The organism is Duganella sp. GW822-FHT06D06 (genome assembly GCF_058799615.1).
The window spans coordinates 186568-213067 of sequence record NZ_JBXALQ010000002.1; the positions used below are offsets into that span (position 1 = coordinate 186568).

At 64.5% G+C, this 26500-nt stretch carries 22 protein-coding genes; 11 read left to right on the top strand and 11 right to left on the bottom strand.

Annotation, left to right across the window (positions count from 1 at the left end; genetic code table 11):
* The first annotated feature begins 6 nt into the window (after positions 1-6).
* On the top strand, positions 7-375 hold the full coding sequence (locus AC1RMD_RS04070; RefSeq protein WP_492923888.1) for a MerR family transcriptional regulator: 369 nt from the start codon (positions 7-9) through the stop codon (positions 373-375).
* Here AC1RMD_RS04070 and AC1RMD_RS04075 read toward each other — a convergent pair.
* The 3 genes from AC1RMD_RS04075 to AC1RMD_RS04085 all read right to left on the bottom strand — a co-directional run bounded on the left by AC1RMD_RS04075 (position 362) and on the right by AC1RMD_RS04085 (position 6026).
* Positions 362-3304 carry a hybrid sensor histidine kinase/response regulator gene (locus AC1RMD_RS04075; protein ID WP_492923890.1) on the bottom strand — a complete coding sequence of 981 codons (2943 nt, stop codon included), beginning with the start codon at positions 3302-3304 and terminating at the stop codon, positions 362-364. The genes AC1RMD_RS04070 and AC1RMD_RS04075 overlap by 14 nt on opposite strands.
* A 354-nt stretch (positions 3305-3658) precedes the next feature.
* Positions 3659-4120, bottom strand: a complete 462-nt coding sequence (locus AC1RMD_RS04080; RefSeq protein ID WP_492923892.1) for a DUF3806 domain-containing protein — start codon at positions 4118-4120, stop codon at positions 3659-3661.
* An 88-nt stretch (positions 4121-4208) separates the two neighbouring features.
* Positions 4209-6026: a DUF4153 domain-containing protein gene (locus AC1RMD_RS04085; RefSeq protein WP_492923894.1), complete on the bottom strand. Its 1818-nt coding sequence runs from the start codon at positions 6024-6026 to the stop codon at positions 4209-4211.
* A 160-nt stretch (positions 6027-6186) separates the two neighbouring features.
* Here AC1RMD_RS04085 and dapC point away from each other — a divergent pair, with 160 nt between their 5' ends.
* The 3 genes from dapC (at position 6187) to AC1RMD_RS04100 (ending at position 9446) form a co-directional block, all read left to right on the top strand.
* Positions 6187-7401 (top strand): succinyldiaminopimelate transaminase, encoded by a 1215-nt coding sequence (dapC, locus tag AC1RMD_RS04090; RefSeq protein ID WP_492923896.1) that lies wholly within the window; start codon positions 6187-6189, stop codon positions 7399-7401.
* An 11-nt stretch (positions 7402-7412) separates the two neighbouring features.
* Positions 7413-8240, top strand: a complete 828-nt coding sequence (gene dapD / locus AC1RMD_RS04095; protein WP_020702223.1) for a 2,3,4,5-tetrahydropyridine-2,6-dicarboxylate N-succinyltransferase — start codon at positions 7413-7415, stop codon at positions 8238-8240.
* 63 nt (positions 8241-8303) lie between these two features.
* Positions 8304-9446 carry a PilT/PilU family type 4a pilus ATPase gene (locus AC1RMD_RS04100; protein ID WP_492923898.1) on the top strand — a complete coding sequence of 381 codons (1143 nt, stop codon included), beginning with the start codon at positions 8304-8306 and terminating at the stop codon, positions 9444-9446.
* Positions 9447-9452: 6 nt separating this feature from the next.
* Here the strand turns inward: AC1RMD_RS04100 and AC1RMD_RS04105 are convergent, their stop codons facing one another.
* The 4 genes from AC1RMD_RS04105 to AC1RMD_RS04120 form a co-directional block, all read right to left on the bottom strand.
* On the bottom strand, positions 9453-9971 hold the full coding sequence (locus AC1RMD_RS04105) for a YfiR family protein (RefSeq protein WP_492923900.1): 519 nt from the start codon (positions 9969-9971) through the stop codon (positions 9453-9455).
* Positions 9968-11926, bottom strand: coding sequence for a TonB-dependent receptor plug domain-containing protein (locus tag AC1RMD_RS04110; RefSeq protein ID WP_492923902.1), 1959 nt, complete (start codon positions 11924-11926; stop codon positions 9968-9970). Before AC1RMD_RS04110 ends, AC1RMD_RS04105 begins: the two co-directional genes overlap by 4 nt.
* Positions 11919-13217 carry a diguanylate cyclase domain-containing protein gene (locus AC1RMD_RS04115; protein WP_492923904.1) on the bottom strand — a complete coding sequence of 433 codons (1299 nt, stop codon included), beginning with the start codon at positions 13215-13217 and terminating at the stop codon, positions 11919-11921. The genes AC1RMD_RS04110 and AC1RMD_RS04115 overlap by 8 nt, the downstream gene beginning before the upstream one ends.
* Positions 13218-13436: 219 nt before the next feature.
* Positions 13437-14087, bottom strand: coding sequence for a PEP-CTERM sorting domain-containing protein (locus AC1RMD_RS04120; protein WP_492923906.1), 651 nt, complete (start codon positions 14085-14087; stop codon positions 13437-13439).
* A 195-nt stretch (positions 14088-14282) separates the two neighbouring features.
* On the opposite strand from AC1RMD_RS04120, the gene AC1RMD_RS04125 reads away from it, so the two are divergent.
* Genes AC1RMD_RS04125 through AC1RMD_RS04140 form a run of 4 tightly spaced genes read left to right on the top strand, consistent with a single transcriptional unit; the run spans position 14283 to position 18737 of the window.
* Complete coding sequence (locus tag AC1RMD_RS04125) at positions 14283-14636, top strand: ArsC family reductase (protein WP_492923908.1); 354 nt, start codon at positions 14283-14285, stop codon at positions 14634-14636.
* A 1-nt stretch (position 14637) separates the two neighbouring features.
* Positions 14638-15771, top strand: a complete 1134-nt coding sequence (dapE, locus tag AC1RMD_RS04130; protein WP_492923910.1) for a succinyl-diaminopimelate desuccinylase — start codon at positions 14638-14640, stop codon at positions 15769-15771.
* Positions 15772-15822: 51 nt separating this feature from the next.
* Positions 15823-16710: a 50S ribosomal protein L3 N(5)-glutamine methyltransferase gene (gene prmB, locus AC1RMD_RS04135; RefSeq protein WP_492923912.1), complete on the top strand. Its 888-nt coding sequence runs from the start codon at positions 15823-15825 to the stop codon at positions 16708-16710.
* 53 nt (positions 16711-16763) lie between these two features.
* A complete protein-coding gene (locus tag AC1RMD_RS04140) occupies positions 16764-18737 on the top strand; it encodes an ATP-binding cassette domain-containing protein (protein ID WP_492923914.1) in 1974 nt (657 codons plus the stop codon).
* Here AC1RMD_RS04140 and AC1RMD_RS04145 read toward each other — a convergent pair.
* Entirely contained in the window at positions 18734-19222 is a 489-nt protein-coding gene (locus tag AC1RMD_RS04145) for a chemotaxis protein CheW (RefSeq protein WP_492923916.1), read from the bottom strand. The two genes, AC1RMD_RS04140 and AC1RMD_RS04145, sit on opposite strands and share 4 nt — an antisense overlap.
* 126 nt (positions 19223-19348) lie before the next feature.
* Here AC1RMD_RS04145 and AC1RMD_RS04150 point away from each other — a divergent pair, with 126 nt between their 5' ends.
* Entirely contained in the window at positions 19349-20422 is a 1074-nt protein-coding gene (locus AC1RMD_RS04150; RefSeq protein WP_492923918.1) for a CaiB/BaiF CoA transferase family protein, read from the top strand.
* A complete protein-coding gene (arfB, locus tag AC1RMD_RS04155) occupies positions 20419-20808 on the top strand; it encodes an alternative ribosome rescue aminoacyl-tRNA hydrolase ArfB (RefSeq protein WP_492923920.1) in 390 nt (129 codons plus the stop codon). Before AC1RMD_RS04150 ends, arfB begins: the two co-directional genes overlap by 4 nt.
* Here the strand turns inward: arfB and AC1RMD_RS04160 are convergent.
* Positions 20798-21541, bottom strand: a complete 744-nt coding sequence (locus tag AC1RMD_RS04160; protein WP_492923922.1) for a sulfite exporter TauE/SafE family protein — start codon at positions 21539-21541, stop codon at positions 20798-20800. The genes arfB and AC1RMD_RS04160 overlap by 11 nt on opposite strands.
* A gap of 83 nt (positions 21542-21624) precedes the next feature.
* Between AC1RMD_RS04160 and AC1RMD_RS04165 the strand changes: the two genes are divergently transcribed.
* Positions 21625-22566: a LysR family transcriptional regulator gene (locus AC1RMD_RS04165; RefSeq protein WP_492923924.1), complete on the top strand. Its 942-nt coding sequence runs from the start codon at positions 21625-21627 to the stop codon at positions 22564-22566.
* On the opposite strand, the gene AC1RMD_RS04170 is transcribed toward AC1RMD_RS04165, so the two are convergent.
* Both AC1RMD_RS04170 and AC1RMD_RS04175 read right to left on the bottom strand, forming a co-directional pair.
* A complete protein-coding gene (locus AC1RMD_RS04170; RefSeq protein WP_492923926.1) occupies positions 22518-24383 on the bottom strand; it encodes a flagellar assembly protein A in 1866 nt (621 codons plus the stop codon). The genes AC1RMD_RS04165 and AC1RMD_RS04170 overlap by 49 nt on opposite strands.
* A 114-nt stretch (positions 24384-24497) precedes the next feature.
* Positions 24498-26342: a flagellar assembly protein A gene (locus AC1RMD_RS04175; RefSeq protein ID WP_492923928.1), complete on the bottom strand. Its 1845-nt coding sequence runs from the start codon at positions 26340-26342 to the stop codon at positions 24498-24500.
* Between the last annotated feature and the right edge of the window lie 158 nt (positions 26343-26500).

The following is a 26500-nucleotide window of genomic DNA, read 5'->3' on the forward strand; positions in this document are numbered from 1 at the left end:
CTGCACATGCAAATCGGAGAAATCGCCAGCGCCACGGGGCTGAGCCGCGACACCTTGCGCTTCTACGAGAAGCGCGGCCTGCTGCGCGCGCGCCGCAGCGCCAACGGCTACCGCGACTATCCGCCGGAAGCGGTGGACTGGCTGCGCTACATCCGGCTGGCGCAGACCCTGGGCTTCACGCTGGCCGAAATCGAAGCCGACCTGCCGCTGCTGGCCGAGCCGGAATCGTCCGCGCCGCAACTGCGCGCGGCGCTGGAGCGCAAGCTGGAAGACATCGACCAGCGCATCGAAGGCCTGCACGCCCTGCGCGGCGAACTGGCGCGCAGGCTGGGCGAGAATATGCAGGCCTGCCCGTTGCAGGCTACTCCGAAGTAACGGGGTTGGCGTGCACCGCCGCATTGATCTCAGCGAAATGCTGGAGCGCCACATCCAGCGCATCCATGAACTCGCGCACCATGATGGGCTTGGTCAGATAATTGAAGAACCCGGCTTCAATGCCTTTTTCTATGTCACGCGGTATGGCATTGGCCGACAAGGCGATCACCGGGATATGCGAGGTGGCCGGATCATCGCGCAATATTTTCAGCGCGCCGTAGCCGCTCATACCCGGCAGGTTAATATCCATCAGTATCACATCGGGTAGATGTTGTTTGGCCAGCAAAATGCCGAGATGCCCCGTCACCGCGGTCATCAACTGCAGATCGTCTCGGCGCGCGATCAACTGCGCCACCAGCGCCAGATTGGCCGGATTGTCTTCGACGTACAGCAGCGTACGGCGATGGTCCATGTCCGTCCGGGCGACCTTGTCGTCGCCGCGGGCCGGCGCCATGCCCAGCATTTCCGTTTCCAGTCCGGGCGCATCCGCCTCCAATAAGTCGAACCAGAATTCACTCCCCACGCCGACGGTACTGTCCACACCGATGGATCCGCCCATCAGTTCGATCAATTTCTTGGTCACCACCAGTCCGATCCCGGTGCCTTCCTCGGTGCTGGCTTCCTGCCCCAGCCGGTTAAACGGCTGGAACAGATGGGCCAGCTTGTCAGCCTGCAGCCCCACGCCGGTATCCGTCACGCTGACGCGTACGCGGCCGTCGGCTTCACGCTCGCAGCTCACCGTCACGGCGCCGCCGGGGCGATTGTATTTGATGGCGTTCGACATCAGGTTCACGATGACCTGCTTGACCCGGGTCCGGTCCGCGTGCACGAAGAATGGATGTTCGAAGCTCGGGAAATTCATGGCGATGCCACGTTGCTCTGCCTGCGGCGCCATCATGGCGTTGCAATCGAGCAGCACCTCGGTCAACGACATCGTCTCCTTGGAAAGGCTGACCTTGCCAGATTCGATCATCGCCAGGTCGAGTATCTCGTTAATCAGACGTAGCAGGTACCAGCCGGCCTGCAGGATCTGGTCGATCGAACTTTTTTGCGCGCTGGACGGCGGCGGTATATCCGACGCCATCAGCTGCGCGAAGCCAAGCACGGCGTTCAGCGGTGTGCGCAATTCATGGCTCATGTTCGACAGGAACTCGGATTTCGCCAGGTTGGCTATTTCCGCCGCCGCCTTGGCAGTTTCCAATTCGATATTGTTTTCCTGCAGCCTGTGCTCGAACTGCTTGCGGTCGGTAACATCGCGCGCGGCCGCGAACACCCCCTGCAGCTTGCGGTCGCGATCGTGGAAGGTCGAGGCGTTGAACGACACCACGGTCTCGGAGCCTTCGCGCGACAGCGCGGTCAGTTCATAGTTGGTGAGCTTGCCTTCGCGCAGTACGCGTGAGATGCCCGCTTGCGCCCGTTCCGGGTCGGTGAAGTAGTTCTTGAATGGCGCCCCGATCAGTTCGTCACGGGTACAGCCGGTCAGCGATTCCATCTGTTGGTTGACGTCGGTGATGATGCCGCGCGGATCGGTCGCCATCAGCGCATCGATATTCGACTCGATCAGCGAACGGGTGTAGAACTGCTGATCGCGCAGGCGCTGATCGAGCACCGCCTGTTCGGCCTCGACCTGCTTGCGGACGGTGTTGTCGGTACCGATCAGCAGGTAGCCGATGATCTGCTCCTCGTCATCGCGCAGGGCCGTCACCGACACCATCGCCGGGAAGCGGCTGCCGTCCTGGCGGATGTAAGTCAGCTCATAGATGTCCTCAATGCCGCGCGAGGCCTTGAACACCAGCGCTTCGAAGCCCGGCGTGATCGACGTACCCAGTTCGATGCTCAGCGTACGGGCGCGTGCCACCACCTCCAGCGGATCGGAAATATCGGCCGGCGTGATCTTGTTCATGACGTCCGAGGCCTTGTAGCCCAGCATGCGCTCGGCGCCGACATTGAAAATCTGGATCACGCCCTGGGCGTCCGTGGCGATGCTGGAGAAGTTGGCGCTGTTGAAGATGGCGTTCTGCAGCGCACCGGCCTTCTGCAACGCCTCCTCGGCGCGCTTGCGCGCGGTATTGTCGGTGCCGATCAGCAGATAGCCGATGATGGTTTCCTGATCGTCGCGCAGCGCCGTGACCGATACCATCGCCGGGAAACGGCTGCCGTCCTGGCGGATATAGGTCAGCTCGTAGATGTCCTCGATGCCGCGCGACGCCTTGAACACCAGCGCCTCGAAGCCCGGCGTGATCGAGGTACCCAATTCCAGGCTGAGGGCGTTGGCGCGCACGATCAGTTCGCGCGGATCGGAAATGTCGGCCGGCGTGATCTTGTTCATCACGTCGGCCGCCTTGTAGCCCAGCATGCGCTCGGCGCCGACATTGAAAATCTGGATCACACCCTGCGCGTCGGTGGCAATGCTGGAGAAGTTGGCGCTGTTGAAGATGGCGTTTTGCAGCGCGCCGGCCTTCAGCAACGCCTCCTCGGCACGCTTGCGCGCGGTGTTGTCGGTGCCGATCAGCAGATAGCCGATGATGGCGTCCTTGTCGTCACGCAGCGCGGTGACCGACACCATCGCCGGGAAGCGGCTGCCGTCCTGGCGGATATAGGTCAGCTCATAGATGTCCTCAATCCCGCGCGAGGCCTTGAACACCAGCGCTTCGAAGCCCGGCGTGATCGAGGTACCCAATTCCAGGCTGAGCGCAGTGGCGCGCGCAATCAGCTCGCGCGGATCGGAGATATCGGCCGGCGTGATCTTGTCCATCACGTCGACTGCCTTATAGCCCAGCATGCGCTCGGCGCCGACGTTAAAGATCTGGATCACGCCCTGGGCGTCGGTGGCGATGCTGGAAAAATTGGCGCTGTTGAAGATGGCGTCCTGCAGCGCGCCCGCCTTCAATAGCAGTTGTCCATCGTACAGCGAGCGGTCTACGATCAAGATATTCTCCCGGTTGTCACATTGAATTGGCACGTGTGTCCACTGCCCGTCGCGATGCGCGGTGGGTGTCATGGACGAAGCGCGTTATGAGCGACAGCTAGGCGGTGGGAGGTCGAGGCAACTCACGGATATGCGTGGGCTGGATGATGGGACTTCGCGAAGTGTGGTGATAAAACCTGTAACCTGTTCACACAATAGCACGGCGGGCACCCGGCATGTCAGCATCCTCTCGCCGCGAAAGGGAATAGTGTCTCAATGACCATGAGATAACGGGGAATGCAGCCAAAACGGCCACAATCGCCGTTACGTCCGGCGACTCACTTTGCTGCATTGAATTGCAAAGCCCTTTGCAGGCTACTCCGAAGTCTTGAGATTTACGGCCGGCTCGTCGTCAAAGTTCGCTACTATTGACCTTATTTCGTAAGCAAGATGAACAACATCGATGGTCTCGCCGCGCTCTACTCGCTTCCAGAAAATTGTTAATACAGCAATCGACAATCCGGACTGCAGGTAACGTAGCGCAGCATTTGTGCCGTACTGGTCGGACTCCATGCACCAGGCAAGTCCGGGCATGAATTTCGTTAATGCATCTCCGAATGCAACGCCAACCGCGACCCAAGCTCCGTAGTTGGCGATGCGCATTGCGTCCACGTCACAAAGGCGCTGTAAGGTATCGAAGTCGTCGGATGTTTGAGACAGCTCGCGACCAGGCAAGAAACGCGTCACGAGACCGGACACAAATGATCGGAGATCCGCCAACTCAGATAGCGCATCTTCAGTGATCGGCTTGAACTTTTCGTGGAGGCGATGATCCATACATTTAGTTCGCATTAATTAATTCTTGACGTTCGGACCAGTCGACTACGCGCCTTGCAAAAGCAAGTGAAGCAGCTGCGCGACGCGGCTACTTCCCAGCCTTGATCAATTTGCAGTCGTCCGCGCCGAACTCCGATTGGAACTGCAATAACTGCCCCGCCACTTCCAGCGCCTTCATGCGCGGCGCCACCAGCGTGTACTGGCCCGCTTTCAGCTTCTCGATCAGCGGTGCGCACTCGCTGCCGCTGGCGTCGAGATGGCCGGCCACCACCCACTTGCCGTCGGCGCGTTCGGTGTAGAGCGGCGCCGCCGAGTAGCGGCCTGCATTGAACAGCAGGACTTCCGACTTGCCGTCGCCATCGACGTCGAGCACCAAGGCATCGCAACGGCTACCGCGGCTCAACAGGCATGGCAGGACTGCCGCGTCTTCGATCGGACTCCACTTCTGGGCCGCAAAACTGGCCGGCAGCCTGGTGGTCGCTGGCCACACCTTGACGTTGTCGGTGATCGACATCGACGCCAACGGCGATCCCGCTTGCCAGCGGTTCGTCTCTTTCAACGCCTTGCCGGCCAGCTCGCGTATCAGGGCCGCATCGGGGCCGGTGCTTTGCTGCGACAGGCGCGTCAACGCCTCGTGCCCGTAGCGCTGCCCTTCGAATCGCAGATAGTGGTAATCGAATTGCGCCGCCTTGGTGCGGCCCTTCTCCAGCCGCGCCATCTGGTTGTTCACCGATAGCCGCGCCGGATCGGCGATCGGCGTGAACAAGGCAAGCAGCACCGCCAGCACCACGAAGGCCGCCGCCACGTTGACGTTGGCGATGGGGCACAGCCAGGTCTCGTAGCGATGCGCCGCCCACGCATAACCCAGCGCATAGCAACTGGCGACCGCCAGGCAGGCGGCGGCGATCACCCGGTCCGAGGTCCAGCCATAGTCGTACACCCGCAAACCCAGCGCATAAATCGCGATCGCCGTCAGCGGCAGTATCAACAACGAAGCCACGCGCGCGCTCACCCGTACCGCCAGCGCCGCCTTGGCGTGGCCGTTCTGGAAGGCGGCGTTAATCAGCACGATCAGCACCGCGTCCGCCGCCAGCAGCAGCGACGTCGCGTGCCGCGTCGCCCACAGCACATCCAGCCCGGTGAACGGCAAGGCGCACAGGAAGCCGCTGATGATCAGCGCCGCCACCGGCAGTATCCACGACAGCAGCACCAGCAGCAGGCTGCGGATGCCGCGCACGATGGCCGGCCGCACGTCCGTGATGTGCATCGCGCACGACCAGGCGAAGCAGATCACCGGCACCACAAACCACGACTCTTCCATCATCTGCTTGAGGAAGCCCAGCTTCACCATCGAGAACAGGCCGCTGCCCATCAACAGCACCAGCCACAGCGCCCCGACGAAGAAGGCCGAGAACATCAGCTGCACCGCCAGCTTCCAGGCCAACTCAAAATAGGTGTCGTAACTGGCGATGCGGCGCTGGTCCGCGGCCCCCGCCATCACCAGCGAGTGCGCGATGTACATGAAGACCGCGCCGAACACCATCATCGGCCCCGACATCGACGTGAACGCGCCCTTGCCCAGCTCGCCGGCGACCCGCACCACGCCGGTCTCACGGCTGACCGCATGCAGCGCCATGATCAGCACCACGCCGGCGGCAGCCGCCATCCACTGCGCCACCTTCTTCGGCGCCATGTGGCCCATGGCCGATATCAGCATCGCCGGCAGCAGCGCGCAGGCCATTAGCAGCGGCGTCATCACATACGGCGTCCCGGCCGGCCACCAGCCGCCCCGGTCGGCCTGGTACAGCCAATACAGCAGCGCGCCCTGCGCCAGCCCGGTCGCCAGCCGCAGCGCCATCACCTGCCGGCTGACGTCCACTTCCATCGTCGTTTCGTCCTGTTCCATGCCTGACCTCTTTGTGAACCGTGGGCCGAAGTATCTCACATGTTTATTATTTGGCATTGATAGCAACCCTGCTCACCGTCGTATGACGAGCCCTGCGCAGAGGCGCTATAATGGTTGTCTACGCTGCTCTTTTTTCAACGTTCCGCACCCGGTCCGCCAAGTGAATCCACATCTCGACAAGCTGCAACCCTATCCGTTCGAAAAACTGCGCCAGCTGTTCGCGCAGGTGACCGCCAGCCCACAGCACAAAGCCATCAGCCTGGGCATGGGCGAACCCAAACATCCTACGCCGCGGTTCATCCAGCAGGCGCTGATCGACAATGTGGACGGCCTGGCCAGCTACCCTACCACCATCGGCTCGGACGCGCTGCGCGGCGCCATCGCCGGCTGGCTGGAACGCCGCTACGGCATCCCCAAGCTCAATCCAGCCACCCAGGTGCTGCCGGTGAACGGCTCGCGCGAGGCGCTGTTCGCGCTGGCGCAGACCGTGATCGACCCGGCCGCCAAGTCGCTGGTGATCAGCCCGAATCCGTTCTACCAGATCTACGAAGGCGCGGCCTACCTGGCCGGCGCCGAGCCGTACTTCGTCAATTCCGACCCGGCCCGCAACTTCGGCTGCGACTACGACAGCATCCCGACTTCGGTGTGGGAGCGCGTAGCGCTGCTGTTCCTGTGCTCCCCCGGCAATCCGACCGGCGCCGTGCTGACGCTGACCGACTGGGAGAACCTGTTCGCCCTGTCGGAGCGCTACAACTTCGTCATCGCCGCCGACGAGTGCTACTCCGAGATCTACCACGGCGACAAGGCGCCTTTGGGCGCGCTGGAAGCGGCCCACATGCTGGGCCTGTCCACGATAGACCGGCCATACGCGCGCCTGGTGGTGTTCAGCAGCCTGTCGAAACGCTCCAACGTGCCGGGCATGCGCTCCGGCTTCGTGGCCGGCGACGCCGACGTCCTGAAAAAATTCCTGTTGTACCGCACCTATCACGGCGGAGCCATGAGCCCTACCGTGCAAGCTGCTTCGATCGCGGCCTGGAACGACGAAACCCACGTCGAACAGAACCGCGAAAAATACCGCGCCAAATTCGCCGCCATCACCCCGTTGCTGCAGGAAGTGCTGCAAGTGGAACTGCCGGACGCCGGCTTCTACCTGTGGGCCGACGTCAGCCGGACCGGCTTGTCGGACACCGAATTCGCCCAGCGCCTGTACGCCGAATATAATGTCACGGTACTGCCGGGCAGCTACCTGGCGCGCGACGCCCACGGCGCCAATCCGGGCCGCAACCGCATCCGCATGGCGCTGGTCGCCGAGACGGAAGAAGGCCTGGAAGCTGCGCAGCGCATCGTCCAATTCTGCAAGTCCCTTAACAAATAATTGAGTAAATCATGAGCCAACAACTCCAGCAAATCATCGACCAGGCATGGGAAGACCGCGCCAACATCAACCCGGGTAACGGCACCGCCGAACTGCGCGACGCGGTTTCGCACGTGATCGCGGGCCTGGACGCCGGCACCATCCGCGTGGCCGAAAAAACCACCGGCGACTGGGTTGTGAATCAGTGGGTCAAGAAAGCGGTGCTGCTGTCCTTCCGCCTGGAGAACAACGTGCAGATGCCGTCCGACGGCACCATGCAGTTCTACGACAAGGTTCCGACCAAGTTCGCCAACTACACCGCCGAAGACTTCATCAAAGGCGGCTTCCGCGTGGTGCCGCCCGCGGTTGCGCGCCGCGGCTCCTTCATCGCCAAGAACGTGGTGCTGATGCCTTCCTACGTCAACATCGGCGCCTACGTCGATGAAGGCGCGATGGTCGACACCTGGGCCACCGTCGGTTCGTGCGCGCAGATCGGCAAGAACGTCCACCTGTCCGGCGGCGTCGGCATCGGCGGCGTGCTGGAACCTATGCAAGCCAATCCGACCATCATCGAAGACAACTGCTTCATCGGCGCCCGTTCGGAGATCGTCGAAGGCGTGATCGTCGAAGAGAACTCGGTGATCTCGATGGGCGTGTACATCGGCCAGTCGACCAAGATCTACGACCGCGCCACCGGCGAAGTGACCTACGGCCGCGTGCCTGCGGGCTCGGTGGTCGTTTCGGGCAACCTGCCTTCGGAAGACGGCAAGTACTCGCTGTACTGCGCGGTCATCGTCAAGCGCGTGGATGCCAAAACCCGCGCCAAGACCGGCATCAACGAACTGCTGCGCGGTATCTAAGCAGGCAACAAGAACCGGGGACTGATTGCAGTCCCCGTTTTTTTTGATACTGAGGAGAGTGCCATGGCCATGGAACGCCTGTTCCAGCTGATGAAGGAAAAGAACGCGTCGGACATGTTCTTTGCGGTGAATTCGCCGGTACACATCAAGATCAACGGCAACCTGATCCCCATCAATCAGCAAAAGCTCGAGCCGGACAACATCCATTCGCTGCTGGCGGAAATCGCCACGCCCGCGCAGATGGACGAACTGGCCGCGACCAATGAACTGAACATGGGCGTGTCGGTGCCGAACATGGGCCGCTTCCGCCTCTCCGCGTTCAAGCAGCGCGGCACCATCTCCGCCGTATTCCGCTTCGTGCCGGCCACCATTCCGCTGCTGGACGACCTGCAACTGCCGCCGGTGTTGGCGGACCTGATCATGGAAAAACGCGGCCTGCTGCTGCTGGTAGGCTCGACCGGCTCCGGCAAGTCCACCACCATCGCCTCGATGCTGGACCACCGCAACGAACTGCGCTCCGGCCATATCCTGACGCTGGAAGATCCGATCGAGTACCTGTTCAAGAACAAGAAGTCGATCGTCAACCAGCGCGAGATCGGCAGCGACGCCAAGGACTTCTACACCGCGCTGCGCAACTCCATGCGCCAGGCGCCGGACTGCATCCTGATCGGCGAGATCCGCGACAAGGAAACCATGGCCGCCGCGCTGGCCTACGCGCAGTCGGGCCATCTGGTGCTGGCGACCCTGCACGCCAACAACAGCTATAACGCGCTAAACCGTATTATCAGTTTCTACCCGATCGAAAACCGCGCCGCGCTGTTGCAGGATCTGTCGTCGACGGTGAAGGCGATCGTCTCGCAGCGACTGGTCCGCTCGATCAACGGCGGCACCCGCACGGCGGCGGTGGAAGTGATGGTCAACACCCGCTACATCTCGGACCTGATCGAAAAAGGCGAAATCGGCCAGATCAAGGAAGCGATGGAGAAGAGCATGTCGCCCGGCTCGCAGTCGTTCGAGCTGGCCTTGCTCAAGCTGGTGCAGGACGGCTTGATCAGCCAGGACGAAGCCCTGGCCAACGCCGATTCCGCCACCAACCTGCTGTGGCTATTGAATAATGGCCCGAACAGCAAGAGCGCCCAGGCCGAGCCGGAAGCCAAGCCGCCGCCGGACGAAGCGTCGTTCACCGAGTTCACGCTCAACTCCTGAAGCGCCCTACTTCACCTCGCGCGCCAGCTTCAGCATCTGGTAGCTGAGCGCGAGGCCGCGCCGCCGGGCTTCCGTTTGATTGATGCGGAAGGCCAGGCCGTTCGGTTCGATCACCAGGCCGATGATGGCGCCGTTGCGGAACGATTCCGCGCTGTCGCCCACCACCAGCACCGGATCATCCGCCAGCACTTCCTGCCAGCGCCGCAGATCGCCGCGCACGCCCGCGCCCAGCACCAGCAGCTGGCATTGCGGCACCCGCTGCGGCTCGTTCAACAACAAGGTATGCACGATCACGCCGTTCGGCGTGGCCAGCATCAGCGTGCGCAGCGCATCCTGCAGGGGCGCGTCGCCCGCCACGCAGTAGGTGAACTCGCGCTGCGGCGGCGGCGGCCATTGGGTCAGCTGGGCGAAGCGGTAGATGAAGGCCGCCTTCAATTGCAGCTGGTCCTGTCCCGCGCGCGCGGGCGCCGCCAGCGCGGCCAGCATCGGCAGCAGCAGCAGCCAGGCCAGACGCAGCGGTCTCATAGGCCGAACTGCCTGGTCAACGAGAAGCGCAGCACGCGCCCCTCCTGCCTGAACTGCTGATCCACGCCGGACGGCGCATCGTAATAGCGCACATTGCCGATGTTGTACAACGAGACCGCGATATCGGTCCCCACGCCTGGACGCCACAACAGGGTACTGTTGAGCAGCGCATAACCCGGCAGGGCCACCGGTCCGATGGAGCGGCGGCTCTGGCCCAGCATCTGCCACGACAGGCGCAGCTTATCGCCTTGCAGCGGTTGACTGTACAGCAGCTTGGCCAGCGCGCGCGGCGAATTGTCCAGGCGCCGTCCTGCCGTGTCGGTGGTCCGCTGCAGGGAGACCGCCGCCTGCAATTGCTGGCCGCCGGACCAGCGCCGCTCCAGCCCCAGCTCGGCGCCGACATTGCGTATGCTGCCGCTGTTGTCGAACACCGAGGTTTCATGGTTGATGCTGATCAGGTCACGCAGGCGCGACGCATACGCCGAGGCCCGGTACTGGAAATTGTGGTTCAGCGCGTGCTCCCACGCCAGTTCCAGCGTGCGTATCCGTTCCGGCGACGGCAGCGGCGCCTCCCACGGCGCGTTCACCTGGAACTCGAACAGGTTGGCCTCGCGGTAGGCGCTGCCGTACATCAGCTTGAGCGACGCATCGGGCACGCCGCTCCAGATCCAGGCGAAGCGCGGATTGGTGTTGGTGCCGCCCACCATGGTGCTGTCGCGGCGCAGACCCAGCGTCACGCGGTGGGCGTCGTTCAGGCGCCACGAGTCCTGCACGAACAGGCCGCGCCGCCGGTTGTCGCCGTAGAAAGCGGCGTCGGGCTGCTCGCCCACCGGCCCGGCGACGATCGACTGCGTGCGGTCATACTGGTATTCGAAGCCCGCCATCAATTCGTGGTCGCGCCAGCGCCGGGTGCTGACGCGCAGGTCCAGGTTGTACCAGCGGCCCACCGCGAGATTGTCGAACTCGAACACCGCTCCGTCCATGCGTACAAAGGGGTAGGCACTCAAATAATCGCTGCGCTTGGACGACACGGCGCCATACAGGCTCCAGTCAGCGCCCAGGTCCCGCTGATACTCGGCCGACAGGAAGTTATTGTTGTAGATGTTGCGGTTCTGGACCACGGGCAAGGGCGCCTCCGGCGGCAGGATGCGCGGTGTACCTTGCTCGCGATGACTCAGGCCCGCGCGCAGCGACCAGCCGCCGTAACGGGCCATAGCCAGCAGGCGCTGGCCGCGGTCCCAATTGTGATCCTTGTAGATTCCCTCGTCCTGCGGCAGCACGGTGAACGGCGCGGCGATGCCGTCCTGCCGGAAGGCGCTCAGCGCCAGCCAAGCTTCCCAGCCCTGCTCCGAGCGCTGGCCGACGCTGGCGCGTACTTCGCGCTTGCGGTCCGAATCCACATTGGCCCGCACCTGCAAGCCATGCAGCTTGTCCGTGCCCTTGGTGATGATGTTGACCACGCCGAAGAAGGCATTGTTGCCATACAGCGCGGAGCCCGGCCCCGGCGCGTATTCGACGCGGTCGATCAGGTCGATGTCGACGAAGAACTCGGCGCCCAGCAAGCCGGCGTCGTAGATGTTCTCGTTGATGCGCATGCCGTCGACCAGGAACAGCAGGCGCGCATTGAAGTCGCCCGGCCGTCCCAGGCCGCGCGCGCCGACGTAGCTGAAATTGCCGTCCCCGGTCACATACAGCCCCGGCATGCTGCGCAGGATGTCCGCCATATTGCGCATGCCGTGGCGGGCGATGTCGGTGTCCGTGACCACGTAGGTGACCGACGGCGCCTGCGCGGCGCTCTGCGCAAAACGCGATGAGGTGGATTCCTCGATGTCGCGGGTGACGTCGGTCGGGGTTTGCCGCAGCAGCTCTTCCAGGCTGGCCGGCGCCTGCTGCTGCTGCGCCAGCGCTGCCGGCGCGCCGCAAACGGCAGCCAGCAGCAAACAGGTCTTACGCATCCGCACGTCGCGCTCTCCTGTAGGTGTTTTTGCCGGCCCGCTTGGCTTCATACATGGCCAGGTCGGAGGCGTTGAGCAAGGCGGAGGCGTCGCTGGCGTCCACCGGCGCGAACGCCAGGCCCACGGTGGCGCCGACCGGCATGACTTCGCCGCGTATCGTCATCGTCACATGTACCGCGTCGATCAGGCGCTGCGCCAGCTGCTCGGCCGCCGCCTGGTCCGGCAGCGTCGGCAGGATCAGCGCGAATTCGTCGCCGCCCAGGCGGCACAGCACATCGCGCGAACGCACCACGCTGGCCATGCGGCGCGACACCTCGCACAACACTTCATCGCCGGCATCGTGGCCGTGCCTGTCGTTGACGGTCTTGAAGTTGTCCAGGTCGATGAACATCAGCGCCATCAACTCGCCATGCTCCACGCTCAGCGCCAGGTAGCGCTGCAACTCGCCCTGGAAGAACAGGCGGTTGGGCAGGCCGGTCAGGCTGTCCCTGTGGGCCAGTTGCTGGAACTGCTGGCCGGCCTCCTGCTCCTGCTCCAGTTGGTGATGCAGGTCCGCCTGCCATACCTCGATCCGTTTCAGCATGTCGTTGAAACGCTCGGTCAGGCGGCCCACCTCGTCGGGCCGGTAGACCGTGGCCCGCTTGCCGTAATCGCGTTCGCGGGCGATGTGTTCGGCCAGCCGGGATAATTCCACCAGCGGCGCCAACGCGCGGCGCTGCACCAGCAGCAGCCCGCGCCAGGCGATCAGGATCGCCAGCGCGATCAACGCCGCCGACGCCGCGCTGAGCGTCAACACCGCCATCCGCAGGCCGGCCAGGCTTTCGCGCAGCACCAGCACGCCGACCACCTCGTTCTTCAGGCGAATCGGCGCCCATACTTCCAGTTCCTGCATCGTCACCGAGGCCGCGTCGGCCAGCAGTTCCGGGGCGAGCGGCGGCACAATGCGGGGCGTGGGCGCAGCGGCGCCGGCCTGCCACTGCGCGAACACCGCGCCGGCCGGCGTCTGCACCTGCACCAGCAGCAGATCGCTGCGGCGGGAAAACGCTTCGAGTTCGATCTGCGCGGCGGGACGGTCGGCAAACACCATCATCGGCGAGACGCTGTTGGCCAGCTGCCGCGCGCTCAGCTGCGCCGCATGCACCTGGCGGCCGCGCGCGACGTACCAGGTGGCCGTCGCCAGCAGCGCGAAGGTCAGCAGCATGGTCACGCTGAGCAGCTGCAAATTCATGCGGGTCAGGCGCTGTACCAGCGAATCGGCGGGAGGAGATAAAAAGGCTTCGGACTCGGTCATGGGTGCAGTCGGCAGCATGGGCGGCAAGGGGCGCGGCGGCGCCGCAGGACCCTAATATTGGTATTTCCACACAGAATGTTCTTCAGTGGGATTGTAAGCGCAAAGCGGGAGGATGTGGGGCGAAAGCTGGGGCGTCGTGGCGGCGTTGCCACCATGCGGCGCGGATGGGGCGGGACGGCGCGGGCGCCGCCGCGCCCACGCCGGTGAAATCCGGTCGTATCAAGAGCGGCGGCGTACCGCGATGCCGACGCCGAGCAGGCCAAGCGACAACATCAGCCAGGCCGACGGTTCCGGCACCGGGTTGATCGCATAGGTGATATTGTCGATGCCGACATTGTAGGCGCTGTCGTGCCACTCGATACGGATACCGCTCAGCGAAGTCCAGCTGCCATTGAAACTGCTGGCGGTATTGCCCGGCAGGCCGCCGACATTGCCGTCGTAGCTGTAGAGCAGAGGGCCGCCGATCGCCGAAATCGTCAGGTGGGTGCCGAGCGTGGTGTCGGAATAGGCGCCAAGGTCGAAGTGGCTGAGCGTGACGGCCTGGCCGTTCAGCGGCACCAGGTCGATCCGCGCCGCCGAGTTGCCGTCGCCGCCGACCGCCCAGGCCACGCCGCGCAGGGTGTTGTAGTTGGCGTCCCACCAGCTCAAACTGGTGGCGCTCACGCGCGGGGCCGAGTACAGCACATCGAGCACGCCGGCCACGTCGCCGTAGGACTGGGCGATGTAGCCATAATTGGTGCAGCCGACGATGCCGCCGTTGCCGTCCACCGCATTGTTACAAACGCTGGCCGGTGGATTGAAGTCGATCACGCCTGCCTGCGCCAGTACGGCGGCGCCGCTCAGCGCCAATGCCAACAGAGTTCTTTTCATATTTTTTCTCCCGGGGTGGTTGCGGACAGCTCCGACATTGTTCCAGACGGCCCGGACGATGTCTATTCGATATTTCTTTCCCCCGGCGCCAGGTGGATAGCTTGCAACTAAGGAGCCTAGGTCGCAGATCAACCCGGGCCAGCCATGGTATTCTGTCGCCCTTCGCCTTTAACACTAGCTTTCGCACACTCGCTCATGAAAACGACCCTCTACGGCATCCCGAACTGCGATACCGTCAAAAAAGCCCGCGTCTGGCTGGCCGACCAGCAGCAGGATTTTGTCTTCCACGATTTTAAAAAGCAGGGTTTGAGCCGCGAAATCGTCGCCGGCTGGCTCCAGCACCTGTCACGCGATGTGCTGGTGAATAAAAAAGGCACGACCTGGCGCGCGCTGTCCGACGAGCGCAAAGCCTCCATCATCGATGACGAAAGCGCGATCGCGCTGATGCTGGAAAATCCGTCCGTGATCAAGCGCCCGGTGCTGGACAAGGACGGCGCCTTCGCAGTTTCCTTCTCCGACGCCCAGTACAAACAAATCTTCGACAAATAATATGACTCCATCCAAGACCCTGGCGCTGACCGAAAAGCTGATCGCCCTCTCCTCTGTTACCCCGGACGATAAAGGCTGCCAGCAGCACCTGATCGATTTGCTGTCGCCGCTGGGCTTCGCCTGCGAAGTGATCGAATCGAACGGCGTGACCAATCTGTGGGCCCGCCGCGGCACCACCGCGCCGCTGCTGGTGTTCGCCGGCCATACCGACGTGGTGCCCACCGGCCCGGTCGAGCAATGGCGCTCGGAGCCCTTCAACCCGACCCACCGCGACGGCAAGCTGTATGGCCGCGGCGCGGCCGACATGAAAACCTCGATCGCCGCCTTCGTGGTGGCCTGCGAGGAGTTCGTCGCCGCCCACGCCGACCATAAAGGCTCGATCGCCTTCCTGATCACCAGCGACGAGGAAGGCCCGGCCATCGACGGCACCGTCATCGTCTGCAATATGCTGAAGGAACGCGGCGAGACGCTGGACTACTGCATCGTCGGCGAGCCGACCTCCGACGAAACCCTGGGCGACATCATCAAGAACGGCCGCCGCGGCTCGCTGTCCGGCAAACTGACGATCAAGGGCGTGCAGGGCCATATCGCCTACCCGCAGCTGGCCAAGAACCCGATCCACCTGGCCGCGCCGGCGCTGGCCGAGCTGGTGGCGGAACGTTGGGACGAAGGCAACGAATACTATCTGCCGACCTCCTGGCAGATGTCCAATATTAACGGCGGCACCGGCGCCAACAACGTCATCCCCGGCGAGATGGTCATCGACTTCAACTTCCGCTTCTCGACCGCCAGCACCCACGAAGAGCTGAAGCGCCGCGTGCACGCCATCCTGGACAAGCACAACCTGCACTACGACCTGAAATGGGCGCTGAGCGGCCTGCCCTTCCTGACCCCGCGCGGCACGCTGAGCGATGCGCTGTCGGCCGCGATCAAGTCGGAAACCGGCGTCACCACCGAATTGTCGACCACCGGCGGCACCTCGGATGGACGCTTTATCGCTCAGATCTGCCCTCAGGTGATAGAATTCGGGCCTCCCAACGCAAGTATCCACAAGATCGACGAGCATATCGAGCTGCGTTTTGTCGATCCGCTGAAGAATATCTATCGCCGTACGCTGGAAAACCTGCTGGCCTGATAGCCCGCGGCGCGGCGTGCGCAAACCGATTACTGTTTTACCGAGATAGCCATGAACACGACTCCTTTCACCACGCCGCGCGACCTGTTGCGCTACGCCGTCACCCGCTTCAACACCGCCAAGCTGTTCTTCGGCCACGGCAGCGTCGAGGCCTTCGACGAAGCGGCCTACCTGATCCTGCACACGCTCAAGCTGCCGCTGGACCACCTGGACCCGTTCCTGGACGCCAAGCTGCTGCCGGAGGAAATCGCCGCGGTCATGGCCGTCATCGACCGCCGCACCAACGAGCGCGTGCCGGCCGCCTACATCACCAACGAAGCGTGGCTGGGCACCTACAGCTTCTACGTGGACGAGCGCACCATCGTACCGCGCTCCTTCATCGCGGAACTGATCCCGCAGTACTTCTCGCCGTGGGTCAACGAGCCTGAAAACGTCGCCAACGTGCTGGAACTGTGCACGGGCTCCGGCTGCCTGGCCATCATGCTGGCCGACGCCTTCCCTGACGCGCACGTGGACGCGGTCGACATCTCGGCCGACGCGCTGGAAGTGGCGAAGAAAAACGTCGCCACCTACAAGCTGGAAGACCGCCTGACGCTGATCCAGTCCGACCTGTACGCCAATGTGCCGGACAAGAAGTATGACCTGATCATCACCAACCCGCCGTACGTGAACTCGTCGTCGATGAGCAAGCTGCCGATGGAGTACCGCGCCGAGCCCGAACTGGCGCTCGACGGCGGCAAGGACGGCATGGACCTGGTGCGCAAGATCGTCGCCGGCGCCGCCGAGCGCCTGACCGACGACGGCATCCTGATCGTCGAAATTGGCAACGAACGCGAGTTCGCCGAAGCGGCCTTCGGTGAACTGGGCCTGACCTGGCTCACCACCAGCAACGGTGACGATATGGTATTCCTGCTGACCGCAGACCAGTTGAAGTTGTAATCCCTCTTTAAGAAGAACAAGAACCAATGATTCGCTTTATTCAAGTAAGCCTGATGCGCGGTATAAAACCGCTGCTGGAACAGGTCGATGTCACCCTCAACCCAGGCGACAAGATCGGCCTGATCGGCGCCAATGGCGCCGGCAAATCCAGCCTGTTCGCGATGATGCGCGGCGAGCTGCACCCGGACCAGGGCGAGATCGATTTCCCGGCCAAATGGCGCGTCGCCTACGTGGCGCAGGAAACCCCGCCGCTGGACCGCGCGGCGCTCGACTACGCCATCGACGGCGACGTCACCCTGCGCAAGCTGGAAGCCGAACTGGCGCGCCTGGAAGCGGAGCCTGAATCGTCCGACAACGGCATCGCCATCGGCGAGATCTACAGCGCCCTGGCCGACGCCGACGCCTACACCGTGCAGTCGCGCGGCGAACAGCTGCTGCTGGGCCTTGGCTTCTCGATCGACCAGATGCAGCAACCTGTGGCCAGCTTCTCCGGCGGCTGGCGCATGCGCCTGAACCTGGCGCAGGCGCTGATGTGCCCTTCCGACCTGCTGCTGCTCGATGAACCGACCAACCACTTGGACTTGGACGCGATCATCTGGCTGGAAGACTGGCTCAAACGCTACGCCGGCACGCTGCTGATCATCTCCCACGATCGCGACTTCCTCGACGAAGTGGTGAACGTGGTGGTGCACATCGACGAGCGCAAGCTGAAACGCTACTCGGGCAATTACTCGTCCTTCGAACGTCAGCGCGCGGCGCAGATGATCCTGGCCGCCGGCGCGCTGGAAAAGCAGCAGCGCAAGCGCGCCCACCTGGAATCGTTCGTCAACCGCTTCAAGGCGCAGGCCTCCAAGGCCCGCCAGGCGCAGAGCCGCATGAAGGCGCTGGCCAAGATGGAGGAACTGGCGCCGCTGCGCGCCGCCGCCGAATTCTCGTTCGAATTCCGCGAGCCGCTGAGCGCCCCGAATCCGCTGCTGGTGATGGAAGACGTCGATGCCGGCTACAAGATCGAGAACGACGAAACCGGCGAGATCACCCACAAGACCATCGTCAACAAGATCAAGTTCTCGCTGCAGATCGGCCAGCGTATCGGCCTGCTGGGTGTGAACGGCGCCGGTAAATCAACGCTGATCAAGACCATCGCCGGCGAGCTGTCGCCGCTGACCGGCGACGCCACCATGGGCAAGGGCCTCAACATCGGCTACTTCGCCCAGCACCAGGTGGAGATGCTGCGCCACGACGAATCGCCGCTGTGGCACCTCGCCAAGATCGCGCCGACCGTGCGCGAACAGGAGCTGCGCAACTTCCTGGGCGGCTTCAACTTCCCCGGCACCATGGTCACCAGCTCGATCGCGCCGTTCTCCGGCGGCGAGAAGGCCCGCCTGGCATTGGCCTTGATCGTCTGGCAGCGCCCCAACCTGCTGCTGCTCGATGAACCAACCAATCACCTGGATCTGGAAACCCGCGAAGCGCTGACCGAAGCGCTGGCGCAGTTCGAAGGCACCTTGGTCGTCGTTTCCCACGATCGTCACCTGCTGCGCGCCACCACCGACGAATTCATCATCGTCGCCGACGGCAAGCTGCAGCCGTTCGACGGCGATCTGGACGACTACAAGGATTGGCTGTTCAAGACCAAGCTGGGCAAAGGCACCGACGTGCTGCCGGCCGCGGGCAAGGCCAACAAGACCGACTATCCAGTGACCTCGCCGGTCGCACCGGCGGTCGCCGCCGCGCCGGCCGCGCTCAGCAAGGACCAGAAGCGCCAGCAGGCCGAAGACCGCCAGCGCCTGGCCACGCTGCGCAAGCCGCTGGAGCAGAAGATCAAGCGCCTGGACGACCAGATCGCCAAGCGCTCCGCGCAGAAAGCCGATGTGGATGCAGCCCTGGGCGAATCGTCGATCTACGACGCCGCCAACAAGGCCAAGCTGAAACAGCTGCTGGCCGATCAATCCTTCTTCACCAAGGACCTCGGCCAGCTCGAAGCCGAGTGGCTGGAGTTGCAGGAACAGCTGGAAGCGCTGGCCTAAGCTGCCTGGCGGGCGCCCATTGGGATTTTTTGGATCGACATCAGCTTATCGATGTCGACCACGATCAGCCGGCGCCCGTCCGCTTCACCGATACCGACCAGGTACTCCACCGCACTGGCGCCGGGAATCGGCTGGATCTGCCCCAGCGTCAGCTGGACGATATCCGTCACCCCGTCCACCACCATCCCCATCACGCAGGTCGACAGCTTGAGGATGATCACGTCCGTCAGCGGATCGTGCTCCGGCGGCCGTGGCCCGAAGGCGATGCGCATGTCGACGATCGGCATGATCACGCCGCGCGACACCGCCACCCCGGCCACGATCTCCCCCTCCGAGGAAAAGCGCTCCAGCGCCTTCAAGGGCCGCAGCTCTTGCACCTTGCTGAAGTCCAGCGCGTAGTCCAGGCCACCGAGCCGGAACACCAGATATTGGCCCGGCGCGGCGGTGTTGTCTGCGCTGGTGGCTTGCATTGTCAATGAAGGCATGATGATCCTTTCGTCCGGGACGTGCGGTAACAGGCATGTGCCATCCTACCTTTGCCCCCCGCCGCAGTCGTTGAGCGGCGTCAATATTCACCCGGCTCGCGGTTGCTGGTTTGCTACAATGATTTGATGAATACAGAACTCCCCCTCAGCGGCATCCGCGTACTGGACCTGACCCGCTTGCTGCCCGGCCCCGTCGCCACCATGCACCTGGCGGACATGGGCGCGGAAGTGATCAAGATCGAAGACCCCGGTCCCGGCGACTACGCGCGCGCCATGGGGCCGGTGCGCAATCAAGTGTCGCAGTTCTTCGTCGCCGTCAACCGCGGCAAGCGGATGATGCGGCTGGACCTGAAGGACGCCGCGCACCGCGAGCAGCTGCTGGCGATGGTGGAGACGGCCGACGTGCTGGTCGAAAGCTTCCGTCCCGGCGTGATGGACAAGCTGGGCCTGGGCTGGCACACGCTGCGCCAGCGCAATCCCAAGCTGGTGATGTGCGCGATCTCCGGATACGGCCAGCACGGCCCCTTTGCGCAGCTGGCCGGGCACGACATCAACTACATCGGCTACGCCGGCATGCTGGACCAGAACGCCGGCGCCGACGGCGTGCCCGCGCTGCCCAACCTGCAAGTGGGCGACCTGCTGGGCGGCGCGCAATCGGCGCTGCAAGGCATCCTGGCGGCGCTGGTGGCGGTCAAGATGGGCGGCGCCGGCCGCTTCGTCGACGTCTCGATGACGGCCGCCGTGATGGCGCACAACATCATGCCGCTGGTGGCGGTCAACAACGACTCTCCCGCCGCACCGGGGCGCGACCTGCTGACCGGCGGCGTCCCCTGCTACAACGTCTACCGCACGGCGGACGGCCGCTACATGGCGGTCGGCGCGCTGGAGCTCAAGTTCTGGCAGGGCTGCTGCGACGTGCTGCAACGGCCGGACCTGAAGCCGCGCCACTGGCAGCTGGGCCAGCAGGTCGGCGGCGAGGACGCGATGGCGCTCAAGGCCGAACTGGATGCGCTGTTCGCCACCCGCACGCTGGCGCAGTGGACCGAGGCCTTCGCCGCCGCAGACTGCTGCGTCTCGCCGGTGCTGCGCACCGAGGAAGCCTTGCAGCACCCGCTGTTCCGCGACATCGTCAGCCGCCGCCCGCACGACACGGAGGGCGAGTCGTGGTCGGTGGCGCAGCCTGTGAGGTTCGCGCCGTGATCGATGTGAACGAAGTGGAGTTCAACGCCATCCGCGCCCAGGGGCCGGGCGGACAAAACGTCAACAAGGTTTCCAGCGCGGTGCACCTGCGCTTCGACATCGTCAGCTCGTCGCTGCCGGAGCATATCAAGGAACGCCTGTTGACCATGCGCGACCAGCGCATCACCAAGGACGGCGTGGTGGTGCTGAAGGCGCAGCAGTCGCGCAGCCAGGAAGCCAACAAGGAAGAGGCCTTGCGCCGCTTGCAGGAACTGGTCGACAGCGTGGCCGTGCTGCCCACCGTGCGCCGCCCGACCAGACCCACCCGCAGCTCGCAGCGCAAGCGCCTGGACGGCAAGACCAAGGACGGCGAACGCAAACAACTGCGCGGCAAGGTCAGTTTATAAGCGTTCGCAGGCACTGGTGCGCGCCCAGCGCCAGCAGGCTGGCAAAGAAGCAGCGCCGGAACAGCGCCGGCCGCATGCGCTCACGCAGCCACTGCCCCAGCAGCATGCCGGCGCCGGCCGGCAGCAACGCCAGCAACGAAGTCCCCGCCGCCGACGCCTGCCACTCTCCCCGCGCGGCCAGCATGACCGCCAGCGCCAGCGTGGAGACGGTGAAGGCCAGTCCCATCGCCTGCACCAGGTCATCCTTCTCCAGCGACAGCGCTTGCAGATACGGCGCCGCCGGCATGACGAAGACCCCGGTGACGCCCGCCATTACGCCGGTGACGGCGCCCGCCAGCGGCCCGGCCCAGCGCTCGGCACGCGGCGCCACTTGCCAGCGCCAGCCCGTCAATCCCAGCAGACCGTAAGCCAGCAGCGCGATGCCCAGCACCGCCCCGCTCCACACGGCGGCATCCGGCGCACCGGACAGCAGCGCCGCCAACGCCGTGCCGAGGCACACCGCCAGCAGCATGGCCCGCAATCGCAGCCACAAGGGGTACAGCCCCGGGCCCGCCGCCAGTTGCCAGACATTCGTGATCGACGAAGGCACAATCAACAGTCCCGCAGCCTCCAGCGGCGGCATCTTCAATGTCAACAAGGCCACCGCGACCGTCGGCAGGCCCATGCCGGTGACGCCTTTGACCATGCCGGCAAGCACAAACACCAGCGCGATAAAAATATGAGAAGTATCCATGGTCGCCATTGTGGCGCAGTGGGCGGCGTCTGGAAATCTGGAATATACTCAGCCAGACTTCGTCAAATCCATAGGCAAAGACCGTGCGCTTCGACCTGACCGACCTGAAACTGTTTGTCCACATCGCCGAAAGCGGCAGCATCACCGCCGGCGCGCGGCTGACGCACCTGGCGCTGCCGTCGGCCAGCGCCCGCATCCGCGGCATGGAACAGGCGCTGGATGTGGTCTTGCTGCGGCGCGGACGGCGCGGCGCCGAGCCGACGGAAGCCGGCCGCGCCCTGCTGCACCACGCCCGCGCCATCGCCCGCCAGGTGGACGACATGCAGGCCGACCTGGCCGAATTCGCGTCCGGCCTGAAGGGGCGCATCCGGCTGCTGTGCAACACCTCGGCCATGACCGAGTTCCTGCCGGACGCGCTGTCGGCCTTCCTCGCCGCGCATCCGCAGCTGAGCATCGACCTGGAGGAGCGCCTCAGCCACGGCATCGTGCGCGCCGTCGCCGAGGGCGCGGCGGACATCGGCATCGTCAGCGACGCCGCCGATGTCTCGGCGCTGCAAACGTTCGCCTTCCGCGACGACCGCTTCGTGCTGGCGATGGGACGCGGCCATCCGCTGGCGCGCCAGTACCGCAAGCGGCGCACCATCCGCTACGCCGACGCGCTGGCGCACGACTTCATCGGCCTGGCCGGCGACAGCGCCTTCCAGCAGTACGCCGCCGAGCAGGCGACACGGCTGGGACTACGCATGCAATGCAAGATCAGGCTGCGCAGCTTTGAAGCGGTATGCCGGATGGCGGCCAGCGGCGCCGGGCTGGCGCTGCTGCCGGAAACGGCGGCGCGCCGCCACGCCGCCGCCGACCATCTGCTGGTGTTGAAGCTGTCCGACGCCTGGGCCGAACGCAAGCTGTTGATTTGTGTGCGCGACCTCGCCGCGCTGCCCAGGTACGCGCGCGAGCTGGTCGCGGCGCTGCGGCAGGATCAATCCGTCTCCGGCGCCCAGGCGATCGGCCCGACGGCGCCGGAATAGATGGTGCTCATGCCGGCCGCCGTGGTGCGCACCTTGGCCTTGACCTCCCTGGCCGGCCGGTCATGCGCCGGCGGCCCGTCCGGCACGAAGGTCATGGTCCGCAGCAGCACGTCGCCGGTCAAGGTCTCGACCATGCAGCGCGAGCCGCGCATCACCGCGATCTTCTGGCGCTGCACCTGGTTGACCTCCTCCTGCGCCTGCTCCTGCTGCACCTGCGCCGCCTTCATCGCCAGCGAAATCTTCGCCACCGCCTTCAACGACGGCCCCACCGCCGCCGCCATTTTGTGGAACAGCGGCTCCTGCTCCGGCGTCAGCATCACCTCGCGCTTGCGCACGCGGGTGGCCAGCGTCAGGTAGTTGCGCACCTCGGTCTGGCCGGTGATGGCGTCGATCTCCACCTTGCGCATATTGGCCTCGTGCGCCGCGTGCTGCACCCTGGGCTGCAACTCGGCGATCTTCTTGTCGAACTTGGAGGTGTCCGGCACCAGCGTGTAGAGCAGCATCTCGTTCTGCTTGCGCGGCCCGGCGTTGGCGATCTCGATCTTGCGGGCGGCGATGGCGCAGCCCTCCGCGACCTTGATCACCACTTCCTCGGCCATGATCTCGCAGTTGCTCGCCTCGCCGATCACCACCCGCGTGCCGGAGATGATGCAGCTCTCGGCGCGCGCCAGCGTCACCTCGCCGCGCTTCGTCTGCAGCACCGAGCCGGAGGCCACGCCCTGCACCCGTATGCCGCCGTCGGCGTTGGTGACGGTGCCGCCCATCAGGTTGCGGCTCAGGACGATGTCGCCGCCGCGCGAGGTGATGATGCCGAACACGTCGCCGTGGATGGTGATGCTGCCGCCTTCGACCGAGCGCTGTTCCTGCACGTCGCCGAATTCCTCGTACTCGCCGGTCAGCTGCAAATTGCCGGTGGTGCGCGCGCTGACGCCTTCGCGGCTGATGATCTTGGGCCCGATCGACAAGCGCTTGCTGGACGGGTCGACGCTGAGGAAGCCCTCCACCGCCGACACCAGGAACTCGCCGTCGCGCAGATGCTCGATCACCGTGCCCTCGCCGGCCACGCTGCTCAACTCAATGTCGCGCGGGACCGGCGGCTCCAGCACGATGCCCGACAGTTCAAAGCCCCGTATGCCCGCCGTGCGCGGCACCTTGCGCAGCAGCTTGACGTTGGGTTTGACCTGCGGGAAGCGGTTCTGGAAGGCCTGCAGATCGAGTTTGCCGTCCGATTTTTCACGCGGGGCATTGCTGCGATGGATCTCCTGCGACACCTCCACGATGGTAGCGTCGCGTCCCGCCGTGGCGTTGAGCCGGCGGGCGACGATGATGCGCGCCAGCCGCCCGCTGCCGATGACGTCGCGCACCGCCGGCGCATCGATACCGAAGCGTATGCCCTTGACCCACATGTCGGAAACGAATTCGTCGAAGTTCAGGCGCGCCGGTTGCGGCGGCATGTCCGGCACCTCGAAGTACACCGGCTCGAAATAATATTCGGCCTCGCCGTTGATGATCTTGACGGACTTGTACAACTCCCGGCGCGGCGGATGGAACGGCTCGATGCTGTCGGCAAAGCGTATCAGCGGCTTGCTGGTCACATTGGCCGGCAGCTCCGGGCCGCAGTTGTAGAGCAGCTTGATGAAGACGGCGTAATCGAGCCTGGCGAAATAGGCGCTGCCGAGGAACACCTGGCTGACCGCCGACAGACAGGAAACGGCCGAAGCGTCGGCGGCGAAAAAGACGCCGTCCGCACGCTTGACGATCGCTGCGGGCAGCTCGCTCTCCGCGTTTAAATCCAGCGCCGTCGCGTCATCTGACACAGTAATCCCCAGGAAAATGTACGTCGAAACGCCGCCCGGCCAGACGGCGCTTCTTCACTTTGTAATGTTGAATCTAGATTAGCATGAACCGCAGGCATTGTGCGCGCACCTGGGCTAGCCAGCCTCAGGGCGCTGCCGCGCACTAAGGTGCCAATCCAGCGAGCCGGCGCTGTCGCTGAACAGCACCTCGCCGCCGCTGGGCGTGCCGCGCAGGCGCTGCTTGATCTCCTTGGCGGGCAGCTGCGTCAGCGCCGCGACGTCGGCCTGGAACGGCATGGTGCGCACCAAGGTGTCGCCGCTGACCTTGTGCAGGCCGCAGCGCGCGATGCCCGCCGCTTCGGCCTTCTGCTCGAACACGCGGACCAGCTTATCCTGCAACAGCTTTTGCTGGGTCTGGCCTGCTTGCAGGTCGGTGCGCAGCTTGGCGATCGCCTGCAATTCGGTCGCCACCGCGCCGGCGATCTTGCGCAGGTGCTGGCCCTGGTCGGCCGTCAGCTGCAGTTCCTGCACCCGCAGTTTTTCGGCCAACGCCAGGTAGCGCCGCACGTCCGGCACCGCCGCGATGCACTCGGCCTCCTCCCGCGCAGCCAGGTTGGCCGCCTCGAAGCCCGCCACCCGCAGTTCCAGGTCGGCGATCTCCTGGTCGAACTGGCTGACATCCTTCACCAGCACATAGATGATCATCTCGGTGCGGCGGCGCGGCCCGGCGTTCTCGATTTCGACGTTGCGGCCGGCCACCGCGCAGCCCTCGGCCACTTCGATGCGGATTTCCTCGGCGATGATCTCGCAGTTGGAGGCCTCGCCCAGGGTCACGATGGTGCCGGAGATGACGCAATTCTCGGCCCGGCCGATGTGGATCGCGCCGCTGCGGGTGGAGATCACCGAACCGGAAGCGACCCCGGTGACGGTGATGTTGCCGGCCACGTTGGCGATGCTGCCGCTGACCAGGTTCTGGTCCAGCACCACGGTGCCGCCGCGCGAATGGATGTTGCCGTAGACGTTGCCGTGCACCGTGATGTCGCCGCCGGTGACGTCGCGCTGCTCCTGCACGTCGCCGAATTCCTCGTAGGCGCCGGCCAATTCCAGATTGCCGGTGGTGCGACCGCTGACGCCGTCCTTGCTGACGATCTTATCGGTGATCGAAATGCGGTTGGACTTGGAATCGACATTCAGGAACCCTTCGCGGGTCGACACCAGGTACTCGTCGTCGCCCATCATCACGGCGTCGGTGCCGTCGCCTGCGAAGAAGCGCAGCGTCAGGTCCTTGGGCGTCGCGGCCGGCGTCATGCGGCCGGCCAGGTCGAAGCCCGGCTGCCCCGGCACGGCGGGCAGCTTTTTCAGCAGCCGCACGTTGGCCTTGATCTGCGGGAAGCGGTTCTGGAAACTGCCGAGGTCGATGCGGCCGTCGGCCTTGGTCTTGGGGGCGTCGCTGCGATGCAGGTCGGACGATACTTCGATCACCGTCGCATCCTGGCCCGGCTCCGGCTCCAGCTCGGTGGCGACGGTGATGCGGTCGGACTTGGTGGAGGCGATGGCCGCCGCCACGGCCGCCACGTCGATGCCGAACAGGATGCCCTTGTTCCACATCTCGGCCACGAACTCGTCGACATCCAGCCGCGTCGGCCGCTCGGGGATCACGGTGCCGTCGGGCAGCGTCATCTCGTCGAGGTACAGCGTCTCGAAATAGTATTCGGCGTAGCCGCGCCCCATCTTCGGATTCTTGTACAGCGCCATGCGCTCCGGCTCCATCACGCGCAACTCGGTCGCCAGCCGCACCGGGCCCGGCACGCCGGTTTCGGGGCCGACGCCGTACAGCGCCTTGGTCAGCAAGGGATAATTCAAGCCGACGAGATAACAATGGGAATGGAAGACTTCGTTGATGGCGGCGGTCAGCGTCAGCGGCGACAGCGCCAGGTCGATATAGATGCCGTCCGGGCGCTTCAGCAAGCCGACAGGCAAGCCGGCCCCCGGAGCGTGAGACTCCTGGCCTGGCACGGCAGGGGCAAGCTCTTGAACCACCATTTTCCTCCGAACGGCACGCGGCCGAAGGGCATTGCGTGTAATTAACTAATCTTACACTTGGAATAAGGAAAAGAAAGCGATTTTCGTGGCGCGGA

Excerpts from the sequence above, each read along its gene's own strand:
- AC1RMD_RS04100 (WP_492923898.1), top strand. The coding sequence starts at position 8,304 with ATGGCCATGGAACGCCTGTTCCAGCTGATGAAGGAAAAGAACGCGTCG.
- AC1RMD_RS04140 (WP_492923914.1), top strand. The coding sequence starts at position 16,764 with ATGCGCGGTATAAAACCGCTGCTGGAACAGGTCGATGTCACCCTCAAC.
- AC1RMD_RS04105 (WP_492923900.1), bottom strand. The coding sequence starts at position 9,971 with ATGAGACCGCTGCGTCTGGCCTGGCTGCTGCTGCTGCCGATGCTGGCC.
- AC1RMD_RS04125 (WP_492923908.1), top strand. The coding sequence starts at position 14,283 with ATGAAAACGACCCTCTACGGCATCCCGAACTGCGATACCGTCAAAAAA.
- AC1RMD_RS04160 (WP_492923922.1), bottom strand. The coding sequence starts at position 21,541 with ATGGATACTTCTCATATTTTTATCGCGCTGGTGTTTGTGCTTGCCGGC.
- AC1RMD_RS04120 (WP_492923906.1), bottom strand. The coding sequence starts at position 14,087 with ATGAAAAGAACTCTGTTGGCATTGGCGCTGAGCGGCGCCGCCGTACTG.
- AC1RMD_RS04110 (WP_492923902.1), bottom strand. The coding sequence starts at position 11,926 with ATGCGTAAGACCTGTTTGCTGCTGGCTGCCGTTTGCGGCGCGCCGGCA.
- prmB (WP_492923912.1), top strand. The coding sequence starts at position 15,823 with ATGAACACGACTCCTTTCACCACGCCGCGCGACCTGTTGCGCTACGCC.
- AC1RMD_RS04080 (WP_492923892.1), bottom strand. The coding sequence starts at position 4,120 with ATGGATCATCGCCTCCACGAAAAGTTCAAGCCGATCACTGAAGATGCG.
- AC1RMD_RS04085 (WP_492923894.1), bottom strand. The coding sequence starts at position 6,026 with ATGGAACAGGACGAAACGACGATGGAAGTGGACGTCAGCCGGCAGGTG.
- AC1RMD_RS04070 (WP_492923888.1), top strand. The coding sequence starts at position 7 with ATGCAAATCGGAGAAATCGCCAGCGCCACGGGGCTGAGCCGCGACACC.
- dapD (WP_020702223.1), top strand. The coding sequence starts at position 7,413 with ATGAGCCAACAACTCCAGCAAATCATCGACCAGGCATGGGAAGACCGC.
- dapE (WP_492923910.1), top strand. The coding sequence starts at position 14,638 with ATGACTCCATCCAAGACCCTGGCGCTGACCGAAAAGCTGATCGCCCTC.
- AC1RMD_RS04115 (WP_492923904.1), bottom strand. The coding sequence starts at position 13,217 with ATGACCGAGTCCGAAGCCTTTTTATCTCCTCCCGCCGATTCGCTGGTA.
- AC1RMD_RS04145 (WP_492923916.1), bottom strand. The coding sequence starts at position 19,222 with ATGCCTTCATTGACAATGCAAGCCACCAGCGCAGACAACACCGCCGCG.
- AC1RMD_RS04150 (WP_492923918.1), top strand. The coding sequence starts at position 19,349 with ATGAATACAGAACTCCCCCTCAGCGGCATCCGCGTACTGGACCTGACC.